This is a genomic window from Prosthecobacter sp., assembly GCF_044232965.1.
Lineage (GTDB): Bacteria > Verrucomicrobiota > Verrucomicrobiia > Verrucomicrobiales > Verrucomicrobiaceae > Prosthecobacter.
This window is the reverse complement of record NZ_JBIIKX010000038.1, coordinates 21,225-34,735: the sequence shown is the minus strand read 5'-3', so window position 1 is coordinate 34,735 and position 13,511 is coordinate 21,225. Positions and strand designations below refer to the sequence as shown.

General features: G+C 60.9%; 12 protein-coding genes. 4 read left to right on the top strand and 8 right to left on the bottom strand.

Features of this window, described 5'->3' with window-relative positions; translation table 11 throughout:
• Positions 1–48 precede the first annotated feature (48 nt).
• The gene (gene rsmH, locus ACILSI_RS16075; RefSeq protein WP_395722915.1) at positions 49–1,089 is read right to left on the bottom strand and encodes a 16S rRNA (cytosine(1402)-N(4))-methyltransferase RsmH; all 1,041 of its coding nucleotides are present in this window, start codon (positions 1,087–1,089) and stop codon (positions 49–51) included.
• Positions 1,086–1,430 (bottom strand): nucleotide pyrophosphohydrolase, encoded by a 345-nt coding sequence (locus ACILSI_RS16070; RefSeq protein WP_395722914.1) that lies wholly within the window; start codon positions 1,428–1,430, stop codon positions 1,086–1,088. The genes rsmH and ACILSI_RS16070 overlap by 4 nt, the downstream gene beginning before the upstream one ends.
• A gap of 172 nt (positions 1,431–1,602) precedes the next feature.
• Between ACILSI_RS16070 and ACILSI_RS16065 the strand changes: the two genes are divergently transcribed.
• Both ACILSI_RS16065 and ACILSI_RS16060 read left to right on the top strand, forming a co-directional pair.
• Complete coding sequence (locus ACILSI_RS16065) at positions 1,603–2,016, top strand: c-type cytochrome domain-containing protein (RefSeq protein WP_395722913.1); 414 nt, start codon at positions 1,603–1,605, stop codon at positions 2,014–2,016.
• Positions 2,017–2,088: 72 nt separating this feature from the next.
• Positions 2,089–3,822 carry an endo-1,4-beta-xylanase gene (locus ACILSI_RS16060; protein ID WP_395722912.1) on the top strand — a complete coding sequence of 578 codons (1,734 nt, stop codon included), beginning with the start codon at positions 2,089–2,091 and terminating at the stop codon, positions 3,820–3,822.
• A 63-nt stretch (positions 3,823–3,885) separates the two neighbouring features.
• Here ACILSI_RS16060 and rlmB read toward each other — a convergent pair whose 3' ends face one another.
• On the bottom strand, positions 3,886–4,467 hold the full coding sequence (gene rlmB, locus ACILSI_RS16055; RefSeq protein WP_395722911.1) for a 23S rRNA (guanosine(2251)-2'-O)-methyltransferase RlmB: 582 nt from the start codon (positions 4,465–4,467) through the stop codon (positions 3,886–3,888).
• 216 nt (positions 4,468–4,683) lie between these two features.
• Here rlmB and ACILSI_RS16050 point away from each other — a divergent pair, with 216 nt between their 5' ends.
• On the top strand, positions 4,684–5,214 hold the full coding sequence (locus ACILSI_RS16050) for a vancomycin high temperature exclusion protein (protein ID WP_395722910.1): 531 nt from the start codon (positions 4,684–4,686) through the stop codon (positions 5,212–5,214).
• 6 nt (positions 5,215–5,220) lie between these two features.
• On the opposite strand, the gene ACILSI_RS16045 is transcribed toward ACILSI_RS16050, so the two are convergent.
• Positions 5,221–5,904: a rhamnogalacturonan acetylesterase gene (locus tag ACILSI_RS16045; protein ID WP_395722909.1), complete on the bottom strand. Its 684-nt coding sequence runs from the start codon at positions 5,902–5,904 to the stop codon at positions 5,221–5,223.
• 114 nt (positions 5,905–6,018) lie between these two features.
• Here ACILSI_RS16045 and ACILSI_RS16040 point away from each other — a divergent pair, with 114 nt between their 5' ends.
• Entirely contained in the window at positions 6,019–9,609 is a 3,591-nt protein-coding gene (locus ACILSI_RS16040; protein ID WP_395722908.1) for a PVC-type heme-binding CxxCH protein, read from the top strand.
• On the opposite strand, the gene trmB is transcribed toward ACILSI_RS16040, so the two are convergent.
• The 4 genes from trmB to ACILSI_RS16020 form a co-directional block, all read right to left on the bottom strand.
• Positions 9,610–10,209: a tRNA (guanosine(46)-N7)-methyltransferase TrmB gene (gene trmB, locus ACILSI_RS16035; RefSeq protein WP_395722907.1), complete on the bottom strand. Its 600-nt coding sequence runs from the start codon at positions 10,207–10,209 to the stop codon at positions 9,610–9,612.
• 126 nt (positions 10,210–10,335) lie between these two features.
• Positions 10,336–11,337 (bottom strand): Gfo/Idh/MocA family protein, encoded by a 1,002-nt coding sequence (locus ACILSI_RS16030; RefSeq protein ID WP_395722906.1) that lies wholly within the window; start codon positions 11,335–11,337, stop codon positions 10,336–10,338.
• A 69-nt stretch (positions 11,338–11,406) separates the two neighbouring features.
• Positions 11,407–12,816, bottom strand: coding sequence for a DUF1501 domain-containing protein (locus ACILSI_RS16025; protein WP_395722905.1), 1,410 nt, complete (start codon positions 12,814–12,816; stop codon positions 11,407–11,409).
• Positions 12,813–13,511, bottom strand: coding sequence for a DUF1080 domain-containing protein (locus tag ACILSI_RS16020; RefSeq protein ID WP_395722904.1), 699 nt, complete (start codon positions 13,509–13,511; stop codon positions 12,813–12,815). Before ACILSI_RS16020 ends, ACILSI_RS16025 begins: the two co-directional genes overlap by 4 nt.

The following is a 13,511-nucleotide window of genomic DNA, read 5'->3' as shown; positions in this document are numbered from 1 at the left end:
ACTCATACGAAGCGGAACGCGGCCTTTGCGCAGCGAACACTGCTCCGATCAAGCTTTGATCGCCCACCGCAGCTTTGCTGGTCCTGCACGCGGATTGTCGCGCATTTCCTGTGAAGACGGGCGGATCACCTCGTCGTTGGTGGCGCTGAAGATGCCGCTGCGCAATCCATCACGGAAGAGGTGCTTCACACGTCGATCTTCGCCGGAATGGAAGGTCAAAATGGCGACGCGGGCGCTGGGACGCAGACTGTTCGGCAATTGATGCAGAAAGGTGTCGAGCGCGGTGAATTCCTCGTTCACGGCGATGCGCAGGGCCTGGAACACGCGGCGCACCGTGGTCTCGCGTTCTTCGTCATCGATACGATGAGGCAAAGCGCGGCGTACGGCTTCGGCCAGTGAGCGGGTGGTGTCGTGATCGGTGCTGGCGAGCGCGTCAGCCAGCAAAGCTGCGTGACGTTCGTCGGCGTTTTCTTCGAGAATCATCTTCAGCTTCGCGGCGGAGAGCTTTTGCAGCAGGTCACGGGCTGACACGCCGCGCTGCGGGTTCATCCGCATGTCGAGCGGGCCGTTGTGCTTGAAGCTGAAACCGCGGGCAGGATTATCGAACTGCATCGAGGAGCAGCCGAGATCGGCCAGCAGCACGTCTACGCCATCGCTCCAGCCGAGTTCGGCGAGCGCACGCGGCAAGCCAGCGAAGTTCATGCGTTTCACGACAAGCGCGGACTCGTCGCAGCCACCCGCACGCAGCCGCGCCTCGGTGCGCACGATCTCGATGGGGTCCTGATCGAGCGCGAGCAACGTTCCGCCCGGCTGCACGGCCTTCAGCAACGCACTGGCGTGTCCGCCGTAACCGAGCGTGCAGTCCACGGTACGTTCGCCGGGCTGCGGGGTGAGGATTTGCATGATCTCAGTCAAAAGGATTGGCACATGCTGCCCGGCAGGCGTTTTGCCGGACGCACGCACCTTCGCAATCGTCTCCGCGTGAAGTTCCGGATTCAGCTCCTTGTACTTGTCTTCAAAGCGCACCGGATTCTTGCCCGAGTAGCGCGGACGGCGGCGGTGCGGTGTTGGAACCTCGGCCTCGCTCACAGCTCGTTGTATTTGGCGTTCGACCCGCGTGCCTTGGCCACGGGATAACGCGTTTCATTGCGCCCCACCTTGTCGAGCATCGCCTGACCGAGATCGACGCCGAGGTTGTGAGCCAGTTCGAAGAGCAGGATGCCCACGTCGGCCATTTCGTCCTTCAACTCGGGCATCTTGTCCTTCACGCGCTGCTCGATCTGGTCCGGCTGCTGCCAGACGAAGTGTTGTAGCAGTTCTCCCGCCTCGGCAGTGATGGCGATGGCGAGTTCTTTGGGGCTGTGAAACTGCATCCAGTCCCGGGCGTCGCGAAACGCGCAGATGCGCGCGGTGATTTGTTCGATGCTCATGGCCGCCATCATGCCGTGCGGGAGTGGCGGGGCAACTGCTACCGCTTCAGCAGTGGGGTGACCTCCAGGCGGCAAAGTTTGTCGAAACAGCTTGGCAAGAAGGACGTAGTCTCTCACAATCCCTGAAGAGACGTGCGCCGCGCGTCTGAGAGAAGCCACCCAGCCCCCCATCATGAAACGTCATCTGATTCTTTCCGCCGCCTGTCTCGCCCTTGCCACCAGCGCCTCCTTTGCCGCCGAGGATCCGCCAGTGGACTTCGTGAAGCAGATCAAGCCCATCCTGGCCGATCGCTGTGTCGAGTGTCACAACTCGGAGGCACTGTTTGGCGACCTCAATCTGCAAAACCGAGCGCTGGCCTTCCGCAAGCGCTTCCCGGGCGGGCCTGCCATCGTGGCCGGCGCGCCTGAGAAAAGCATGCTTTACCTCGCGCTCACGCTGCCGCCGAAGGACAAGAAGGCCATGCCAGCCACCGGACACCGCATTCCCAAGGATGAGGTCAATCTCATCCTCCGTTGGATCAAGGAAGGCGCGAAATGGCCGGAAGGCAAAGAAGGCGTCGTGTCGGTTCAGAGGAAGAAATCATAGTTCCCTGATCGATTCGATGGCAGCGGGGGCTTGTAACTCGGGAGAGAGGCGGGAAGATTTGTGCCCGCACCCATGAAACACCCCGGTCTTCTTTCGCTCTTCTTCTCCGCGACACTTCTTTGCCAGCTTTCAGCCATCGAGATTCCACCGGGCGGCGACGATGTGCGTGGTGCGGCGGTATTGCAGGCGAACTCGTCCCCTGAAGCAGGAAAGGTGGAGCCGCTGGCGGTCGGTAAACGCATCACCATCACGAAGCCGGACGCGGCCAAGGCTTACGCGGCACAGTTCACCGCGCCAATTTCCGCCGAGATCGCGAAACACGAGCGTGTGCTGGCGATCATCAAGGCGCGGGTGGTGGGTGGTGCGGAGTCCGGGGAGGTTTTGGCTAAATTGCAGCTTCGTGGAGCGCCCTACACCGAGTTTGGCGATACCATCGGTGTTGGCATCCATCGCGAGTGGACGGAGCAGCCGGTGGTGTTCATCGTCAATGACGTGGTGTCGGCGGACAAGGCCGCCGTGGTGCTGCTATGCGGGCAGAAGGAGCAAGGCATCGAAGTCGAAAGTATCCGCGTGCTCAAGTATCCGGCGACGATGGACGTGAACAGCTTCCCACGCGCGAAATTGATCAAACGCAGCTACGCAGGCCGTGAGCCGGACGCGCCGTGGCGCCAGGCGGCGCTGGAGCGCATCGAGCAGCATCGGAAGGCGGATCTGTCGATGATCGTGAAAGGCGAGGATGGCAAACCGCTGGCTGAAACGGAGGTGAAGCTCTCTCTGCGCCGCCACGCCTTCGGGTTTGGTTCCGCCGTGGTGGCAAAGCGCTTCAGCGGCGAAAGTGAAAATGACCGGCGCTATCGCGAGATCGTGGACAAGCTCTTCAGCATCGTGGTGTTCGAGAATGACCTCAAAGATGGCAACTGGCCGCCCGATTTCGATGTAAAGCGCAAATCGAGCCGCAATGCGGAACTGGACAAGGCCTTGACCTGGTTTGCCGAGCGGCACATCGCGGTGCGCGGGCATTACCTCATGCAAGTGGCCACGCCGTTCAATCTGCACGACATCCAAGACAACGCCGAGATCCGCCAACGCACGCTCGAGAGCGTGAAGGAGCGCATGGCCTTTGTGAAGGATCGCGTCATCGAATGGGACGTGATCAATCATCCCATCGCCTGGGGCGGCGCGGACATGCTGAACAAACGGCCAGGTCTCGAAAAACTCGACCGCGAGGTCTTCACGCTGGCGCGGTCACTCACGAAGCTGCCTTTCTTCATCAATGAGGATCAGGTCTTCCGGCCAGGGCCGCAGCATGACGACACGTTTGCCTACATCGAGTCGCTGAACTCCGACGGCTTCACGGTCGCAGGTCTCGGCAATCAAGCGCACTTCCACGAGAGCTACCTGCCGTCGCCGGAGCATCTGCTGGCGGTGACGGATCGCTTTGCGAAGATCGTGCCGCATCAGTCCATCACAGAATACGACATCGTGACCACCGAGGACGAGGAACTGGCGGCGGACTACACGCGTGATGTGCTCATCGCCGTCTTCAGCCATCCGGCTTACACGAGTTTTCTGTTGTGGGGCTTCTGGGAAGGTTCGCACTGGAAACCCGAGGCGTCTTCATGGAATAAAGCCTGGAGCATCCGCAAACGTGGCGAGGTGCTGGAGGAGTGGATCGGCCGGAAGTGGCACACAGAGGTCACTTTGAAGACGGATCAAGACGGCTTGGTGAAATGGCGTGGCTTCCCCGGCTGGTATGAGGTGCATGCGGCAGGCCAAAAGCCGGTCGTTCTGAAACCAACGTGGTGACAATGCCGTGAAACCAGGTCCAAACACCGCAGTTGAAGCCAGAAACACCAATGCTCAGAGTGCTCACTTCTTCGGCTGCCGCTGGCGCACGCACTCAAACAGGCACACACCGGTGGCGACGGAGACGTTGAGGCATTCGACTTTGCCACCCATGGGGATCTTGACGAGGAAATCGCAGTGCTCGCCGGTAAGGCGGCGCATGCCGGGGCCTTCCGCGCCCATGACGATGCCGATGCCGCCTTTGAGGTCGATGTCGTAAAGGCTCTGCGTGGCTTCATCCGCCGTGCCGACAAGCCAGATGCCGAGTTCTTTGAGCTTGTCCATGGCGCGCACGAGATTGGTCACGCGGATGAGCGGGATGTTTTCCGCGCCACCGCAGGCCACGCGCACCACGGTCTCGCTGATCGGCGCGGATTTGTCCTTCGGCATGATCACGGCGCAGACACCCGCCGCATCGGCGGTGCGCAGGCAGGCCCCGAGATTGTGCGGGTCCTGCACGCAGTCGAGGATGAGCACGAGCGGGTTCTCCTTGCCTTCGAGCACCGTGGCGATGTCTCCCTCCTCATAGACGCGCACCTTGTTGTCGGAGCGGGCGTGACGATTTTGACGGGCGACGGGTGGTTGGGAAGGACGGTCGGGACGCATGAGTTTGGGTGGATAGTGCGCCGCGAATGAGGTTTGGCAAAATGATAGAAGCACAGGCTTGAAGGCTGTGTGAAGTCACGGGAGGAGTCTCGCATGAAAATGATCTGGAGGCACTGGGGGTTGCGAATCGCTGTTTTGGCGGCACTGGGACTGCTGTTCGTGTTCGGCTGCGAAGAATGGATCGCCATGTCAGGGAAGGGGAGATGCCATGATGAGGTGAAAGCGACCCCTGAGGCGCCTGTGGCGGTGGTGTTGGGCACCTCAGCACGTTTGGCGGATGGCCGGGCCAATCTGTTCTTCCTTCCTCGCATGGAGGCTGCCGCGTCGTTGTTCAAGGCGGGCAAGGTAAAGGCGCTGATCGTCAGCGGTGACAACGGATCGCAAGGCTACGATGAACCAACCGAGATGAAGCGTGTGCTGGTGCAAATGGGGGTGCCAGAAGCGCAGATCGTGTGCGATTACGCCGGATTTCGCACGCTCGACTCCGTGGTGCGGGCCAGGGAGGTGTTTGGGCAGCAGCGTGTGATCTTTGTTTCACAGCCATTTCACAATGCACGGGCGATTTATCTCGCCAAGGCGTTCGGGATCGAGGCCTGGGGCTTGAACGCGGCGGATGTGCCGGTGGCACTCTCTGTGAAGACGTATCTGCGCGAGAAACTCGCCTGTGTGAAAGCGGTGCTGGATGTGAACGTGCTCGGCACGCAACCGAAATTCCTCGGCGAGAAGGTGGCGGTGCCGTTGGAGTGAACGCCGTCACTTCATCAGCTTTGCGAGTTCAGGAGCCGTCTTGCCTAGCTCCTCGGCGATGATTTTGGCGATGACCTCCGCGCCGTGGGCGTTGAGGTGGGTGTGGTCGGCTTTGCCATCCTTGCCGGGCGGATTGAAGGCGTCGGAGGCGGTGACGCCGAGCTGATTGTGCAGATCGACGCTGCGGACAAAAAGATCGACGAGCGGCACCTGCTGCTCGGTGGCGACTTTGCGGGCGGCGTCGGCCCAGGGCTTGAGTTCGCCGCGAATTTTGCCGTTGTCGAAGGTGCGGCGGGCCAGGGAGGTGACGAGGATGGGTTTGGCGCCAATGGCGCGGACTTCCTCGATGTAACGGATCAAATTTTGGCGGTAAGTGGTTTCAGGATCGGTTTCGCGCTTCGGACCTTTGCCGGGCATGTCATTGTGGCCGAACTGGATGAGGATGAAGGCCGGTTTCGAGTCGATGACCTTCTTCCAGTTGCCGGTGTCGCGGAAACTTTTGCTGCTCTGGCCGCCACCGGCGAAGTTGAGGCATTCCGCCTCGGGCTTGAGCAGTTTGGCGAAGGCCGCGCCCCACCCGGCCTTGTCCGTAACGGTGGAATCACCCGCGAGCGCGACTCGCGTCTTGGGGTCGGCGGCATGCAGCAGAGAAACGAGAAACAGGGTGCAGAAGACAAGTCGGGCGATCATGAGGACAGGGCGAACATTTCCACCCGCCCGTATCTTGCAGATTTCTTGAAGCGGGTGGAGATGAGGCGATGAAGCGGCGTATTGTCCCGCCCTCCCAACCGATCCCTGACTTCTGTGAAAACCCCGACCTTATTCTTCTCGACGCTGTTGTTCGCTTCTGTGCTCGCAAACGCCGCGCCGGCGCCCTTGTTCGATGGCAAGACCTTCAACGGCTGGGAGGGCGAAACCACGAAAGTCTGGCGCATTGAGGATGGTGTCATTCTCGGCGGCAGCATGGAGGGAAATCCACAGAACGAGTTTCTCGCCACGAAGAAGCCGTATCGAAACTTCCGCCTCACGCTCGAATACAAACTTAACGGCACCGAGGGCTTCGTGAACGGCGGTGTGCAGTTCCGCAGTGTGCGCATCAAAGAGCCGCCGAATGAGATGTTTGGCTATCAGGCGGACATCGGCGCGGGCTACAGCGGCTGCCTTTATGATGAATCACGCCGCAAAACCATGCTGTCGAAGCCTGCCGAAGAGCTGATCAAGAAGGCCGAGAAGCCCGGCGAATGGAACACCTATGAGATTCGAGCCGAGGACCAGCGCATCCAGCTTTTCGTCAATGGTGTGCGCACCGTGGATTACACCGAGCGCGCCCCGGACATCGCGCTCAAAGGCAACATCGCCCTGCAAATCCACGGCAAGTGCAAGGCGGTCATCGCCTTCCGCAACATCCAGATCGACGAACTGCCCGACGCCCTCGTCCCTGGCCCGAAGGACATCATGAATCGCTTCGGCAATCCCGACAGCGCCCCAACCGCGCTCGCGCCTTTCAAGGATGGCAAGTTCGAGATCTCAGACGGCGAGGTCATTGTCATGGCAGGTCAGACGAACTTCGTGCGAGAGCAGAAGGCTGGTGCGCTGGAGGCCATCCTGACCCACGAACTCGCCAAGCAAGCTCCGCGCTTCCGCAGCATGGCCTGGGAAGGGGACACGGTTTACGAGCAGTGGCGCGACCTGAACTTTGGTGACTGGAAGTCCCAGCTCGATGCCGTGGGCGCGGGCATCGTCATCTGCCAGTTCGGGCAGGTGGAGGCTTTTGATGGCAAGGCGCGCATCGCCGAATTCACCTCCGCCTATCATCGCCTGCTGGATCAGTTCAGGGCACGCACGCCGCGCCTTGTGCTGATCTCGCCCATGCCTTTTCAAGCAACCGGCCTGCCTCATGCCCCGGACCTCACGAAGCTGAATGAAGATGTGAAAGCCTATGCCGATGCAGTGAAGGAAATCGCCCGACAGCGCGGCGCGATCTTTGTCGATCTCATCACGCCGATTGCGCGAAATCCCAGCTGCATGGCGGCCTTCACCGACAACGGCATGCACCTCAATGAAGGTGGCCTGCGCTATGTCGGCAGGCTCATCGCCCAGCAGCTCGGCGTGTCATCGAGTGACTCGGACGATCTCGCGGCACTGAAGGTGGCCATCGTGGAAAAGAACCGCCTTTGGTTCGACTGCTGGCGCCCCGCGAACTGGTCCTTTGTCTATGGCGACCGCGTGACGCAGATGTTTGGCAAGCCCAGCTCCGATGCACCTTCACTGCGCGAGGGCTTCGAATCGCACAAGCCGCTCATCGCCAAGATGGACGCGCGCATTCATGACATTTCCCTTGGCAAAGCGGTGCCTGCCATCGAGCCGCCCGCCAAACCCAAGACCGAGCCCGTGCTCACGCCCGAGCAGCAGATGGCCGCCTTCACCGTCGCCGAGGGATACGAGATGAATCTCTTCGCCTCCGAACTGCAAGACGTGGCCAAGCCCACGCAGTTCTCGTGGGATGAGCGCGGGCGTCTGTGGGTGGCCTGCTCGCCCACCTATCCGCAAACTTTGCCCGGTGTGAAGCCGAGCGACTACATCCTCATCCTCGAAGACACGGATCACGATGGCGTGGCGGACAAACACACGCGTTTCGCCGAAGGCCTCACCATGGTCCAAGGTGTCGAGCCTGGTGATGGCGGCGCGTATGTCTGCGACTTCGACCAACTCCTGCTCCTCAAAGACAACGATGGCGATGGCCGGGCGGATTTTAAACAAGTCCTCTTCTCCGGTTTCGGCATTGGCGACACGCATCAGCTCATCAACTCCATCTGCCATGGTCCCGATGGCACCCTTTGGTTCAGCCAGGGCCTTCATGCCTTCTCCCGCGTCGAGACACCCCACGGGCTCGCCATTCTCGAAAAAGCCGGCCTGTGGCGCTACAACAAGCACACGCAGAAGATGGAAGGTTACTTCAACGGCGGCAAAGCCGGTCACAACTGCTGGGGCGTGGCCTTTGATGATTACAACCAGGTCTTCCACAAGAGCGGCGACCGCCCCGTGGGCTACTTCAGCACGCCCGGACTCTTCTCCATCAAAGACCCTGACGAGTATCATCCCATCGGTGCTCTTTTCGACACCAGCCCGAAGACGACCTCTCTCGAAATCATCGGCACGAAGGCGCTGCCGGATGACATCCAGGGTTGCGCCCTCATCGGCGGCTATTTCGGGAGCGTGGTCGAGCTGCATCGCCTCGAGGACGACGGCAGCGGCTTCAAAAGCACGCAGCTCCCGAAGCTCGTGAAGAGCAGCGACACTTCCTTCCGCCCCGTGGATGTGAGCGTCGGCCCGGATGGCGCGATGTATCTCTGCGACTGGTTCAATCCCGTCATCGGCCATTATCAAGCAAGCTATGCGGACCCGCGTCGCGACCGCAGCCACGGCCGCATCTGGCGCATCACGGCGAAAGGCCGCCCCACGGTGAAGCAGCCCGATCTGACCATGATGGAGCCTCCCGCCCTGCTGGAGCAGCTTCGCTCGCCGGAGCGCTGGACGCGCTACCAGGCGAAGAAGCTGCTTTTCCAATGGGCAAATCCACGCGGCATCGCCGCTGCGGATGCCTTCATCGCGAAAGAAACCGACGAACGAGTGCTCATGGATGTCTGCGGCCTTTACGAAGCTTGGCAGACCACGAAACCCGAGCTGCTCACACGCCTGCTCACCGCCAAAGATGCTCGCGTCCGCGCTTATGGCGCACGCGTTATCGGCGTGTGGCAGAATGAGGCGCTGCTCGCCAAAGCCGCGAATGACGAGCATCCCCGCGTGCGGCTTGAGGCAGTCGTTGCCAGCGCACGCCTGATGAAGCCTGAAGCCATCACCATTGCCGCACAGGTGCTCGATCATCCAACGGACAAGTTCATCGACTACGCGCTGAAGCAGGCCGTGAAGGCGCTGAAACCGGATGTCGCCAAGCTCACCTTCACCAAGCCAGCTCATGCCGAGTTTGTCAAAAAAATCGCCAGTGCCGCACCCGTCATCGCGCATCCGGGCAAGGCCGTTTATGACGCTCTCTGCCTGAACTGCCATCAGCCCGAGGGCAAAGGTCTCCCAGGCGTGTATCCGAGCATCGCGGAGAGTGACTGGGTCAAAGGAGATGCCGCAAGGCTGATCAAAATCGTGCTTCACGGCCTGAGCGGGCCGATCAAGGTCAATGGCAACGACTTCCCGCAGCTCGCCCCGCTGCCCATGCCACCGATGGGGCTCGATGATCAGCAGATGGCGGACGTTTTGACCTATGTCCGCGCCGGGTTTGGAAATCAGGCCGCCGCGGTCACTCCAGCGGAGGTGAAGGCCGTGCGAGCGGCCAACGCGGCCCGCGCCACTCTCTGGACGCAGGAAGAGCTTCAGAAGTAATCACGCAGAGATGAGCCGCCATCTCGCGCGATGAATCTCGCGGTCGATGTCGAGCCAGCTTTGCTCAAAGTCGGTCGTGGGATAAAAAAACGCATCGTCAGGCCAGTCGAGACGCTCGAACTGATGCGCGCGTGAGTCGAAACTGACGAGCGCGTCCTCGAAGTAGGGCTGGTCGTCGGTCTTGAGCAGGAATTCACCCCCAGGGACGAGGATGCGCGTCAGGCCGTCGAGGAACTCGGCTTGGTTCACGAGACGACGCGCGGCGTGCTTCTTCTTCGGCCACGGATCGGGGCAGAGCAGGTGCAGGCGGCTCACGCTCGCCCGTGGCAGCAGCCAGGCGACGGTGTAGGCGCTTTCCAGACGCATGATGCGGGCGTTTGGAAGCTGCATGCGCTCGATTTTTCGCGCCGTTTTATCCACGCGGCCCAGCATGCGCTCCACGCCGAGATAATCGCGCTCTGGATGCTGCACCGCCATGCCAGTGATGAAGGTGCCGTCACCGCAACCCAGGTCGATCTCAAGCGGACGCGAGGGGTTGGGGAAAATTTCGTCGTGACGGAGTTCGCGGAAATGATCGGGCGGAATAAAAACAGGAGGCATCTCGAAATGAGGAATGAAGGCGGGGAAGGTGAGCTGGAATCGCCCAGGGGTTCACCCTGGACGAGCACTTGACTTGCCCACTGCCTTTTGATCCAGAGTCGGATGATCGCGAGCTAAATCTCGGGATTACTTGAGCTTCTCGGCCTCCGCCTTGGCCTTCGCCAGCACCTCGGCCAGCGCGACGGGCTTGCCGCCCTGGCGCAGGCTTTCGTCGGCGGCTTCCATGAAGGTGAAAATTTCGAGAGTCTCCTCCGCGCTCACTGGAGGCTGGCCGCTGCGGAAGAATTTGCCGATTTGGCGGCAAAGCCCCTCGTAGCTGACGGCTTTCGCTGCCTGGCCGATGCTTTTGCTGCCGTAGGCCACCGCGCCGAAGTCGGCCTTGCCCTTCACAATGCCACGATAGGCGCCGACGCGTCCGTCTTTCCAGGTGCCGGTGGCGATGTCGTGGTTCGCACCTTTGACGCGTGAAACGGTCTCACAACCCGTGCCCATGATTGTGTAGAGCGCCTCGATGCCGTGAATGCCGTAGAAGAAAAAGTCGGGTGTGCCTTCCTGATACGAGCATGGGCCCCAGGTCGCCGCGCCGAGGATGTCGCCGACTTCCGCGTTGCCCTTGAGCGCCATCAACTCAGGGCCGAAGCGTGAGGACGAACTGCTGAAAAACGGCACGTTGTGCTTCTTCGCCAGTTCCACGATGGCGATGGCCTCGGCGAGCGTGCCGGCAAGCGGTTTGTCGATGAAGACCGGCTTGCCCGCCTTGAAGATTTCCCGCGCTTCTTGGAGATGAATGCGGCCATCGACACTCTCCAGCAGGATGACATCGACCTTTTCGAGCAGCTTTGGAATGGAATCAACAATCTCGACACCCATGTCGCGAAGCTGCTGCGTGAACTTTTCTTTGCGGGTGGCGCTGGCGGGCATGTCCGTGCCACCTGTGTAGCCGGTGGTTACTTTGATGCCTGCCAGCTCGCCCTCCGTTTCGCCTTTGTTGAAGAGTTTTGTAAACGCCGGCACATGCGAGGTGTCGAGGCCCACGATGCCCGCGCGGAGCGGTTTGAGGTCGTTTTGGGCGAAAGCTGATCCAAGAAGACCGAGAAGAGTGAAGGCGAGAAGGGTGGCGTATTTCATGAGCGGCTACTCATACGCGATCTGTCAGCAGGGTTGTGCATCAGGCTCGGCCACTCCAAACCAGAGCGATCACGCCAGCACTTCCTTCACCACGCGTGCCGGATCGACGCCAGTAAGACGGAAGTCGAGACCCTGGGAGCGAACACTGAGGCGTTCGTGATCGAGGCCGAGCTGGTGCAGGATGGTGGCGTGGATGTCGTGGACGTGAACGGGATTCTCGACGGCACCGAAGCCAAACTCATCGGTCTGACCGTAAGTGACACCGCCTTTGAAGCCGCCACCGGCGAACCACATGGTGAAGGCGTCGATGTGATGATTGCGACCGGTGGATTCGCGCACCTCGCCCATCGGCGTGCGGCCGAATTCGCCGCCCCAAATGACGATGGTGTCGTCGAGCAGGCCGCGTTGTTTGAGATCCTTCACTAGCGCGGCGCTGGCCTGGTCGATGTCCTGGCATTTGAGTGGCATGTGCTTCTCCAAGTTCTCTGTGGGGCCGCCGTGGTGGTCCCAATTGGTGTCGTAGAGCTGCACGAAGCGCACTCCGCGTTCGACGAGGCGTCTTGCGAGCAGGCAGTTGCGGGCAAAACTCGTCTCCTTCGGGTCTTTGATGCCGTAAAGGTCGAGCGTGGCTTGCGATTCGCCGCTGGTGTCCATCAACTCCGGGGCGCTGGTCTGCATGCGGTAGGCCATCTCATAGGCGTTGATGCGCGTGGAGATTTCATCATCGCCCGTTTCGACAAGGCGCTTCAAGTTCAACTCACGCACGGCATCCACCACCTGCCTCTGCTGCGCGACGCTGATCTCCTTCGGCGTAGAGAGGTTCACGATGGGATCGCCCGTGTTGCGCAGCGGCACGCCTTGATATGTCGTGGGCAAAACACCGCTGCCCCACAAAACCGCGCCGCCACGCGGGCCACGCGGTCCGCTTTGCAGCACCACGAAGCCGGGCAGGTCGTCGCACTCGCTGCCGAGGCCGTAAGTGACCCACGCGCCCATGCTGGGGCGTCCAAACAGGCCGCTGCCGGTGTTCATGTAGAACTTGGCGGGCGCGTGGTTGAACAAGTCCGTCTTGCAGGTGGTGACGATGCTGAGGTCATCGACGATTTTTGCTGTGTGCGGCAGATAGTCGCTGACCCAGGCGCCGCACTGGCCGTGCTGCTTGAAGCCGATCTTGGGGCCGAGCAGATCGCTGCGGTGGCTGCTGTCCATGAAGGCGAAGCGCTTGCCCTTCGTGTAGCTTTCAGGAATTGGCTTGCCGTTGAGCTTCGTGAGCAGCGGCTTGTGATCGAACAGCTCCAACTGCGACGGTCCGCCCGCCATGAAGAGAAAGATGACGTTCTTCGCCTTGGCCGGAAAGTGCGTCTTCTTCGGCGCGAGCGCCGCATCCCGCGCCATGAGCGATCCGAGCGCCATGGAGCCAACGCCGATGCCGCAGCGGCTAAAGAAATGACGACGTGTTTGGTGAAGCAGAGGGTTCATGGCAGTTCACGGATGCGGAGTTTGCGGAAGAGGATGGGGGAGCCTTCGCTTTCGAGGCAGAGGTAGCCTTCGGCAGGATTACAGCCGGTGCCGCCGCTGACTTCCTCGCCATTCACCCAGAGGCGGACCTCGCCGTTGATGGCGCGGATGTAGTAGTGGTTCCAATCGCCGTGGCCTTTGGCGAGGTGCTTGCGGGGGAAGCTGCGGCTGCCATCGGGCGAGAGCGGCGGGAAAGGCGTCATCTTCACGCCAACGGGAAACACATCGCCATTCGTGCCGAACCAGTCGGTCTTGCCGCCAGCGGCCTTCACTTTGTCCGTGTAGCCGTGATCGAGAACCTGCACCTCGATCCCCTGTGGCAGGCCGGGCTTTCCCGCGGCAGTCAGCTTCTCAATCGAGGCCGGCGTGGCCCACACAAAGACACCGGAGTTCCCGGCGGGTTTCTGATGACTCCACTCCACCACCATCTCGAAGTTTTTGAACTCCTTCACCGTGCGCATCACGCTCACCGGCTTGCCCGTGCAATGCAGCACGCCGTCCTTCCAACTCCAGGTGTCTTCGGCGCTGTTCACCTTCGTAAAATCCTCCGATTTCAAATCGCGAAAACCGGGCTGTGTGTCGTCGATGAAGGCGCGAACCGGATCAGCGGCGAGCAAGGGCAGTGAGGTGAGAAGGAGGGTGAAAAGCAATTTCAT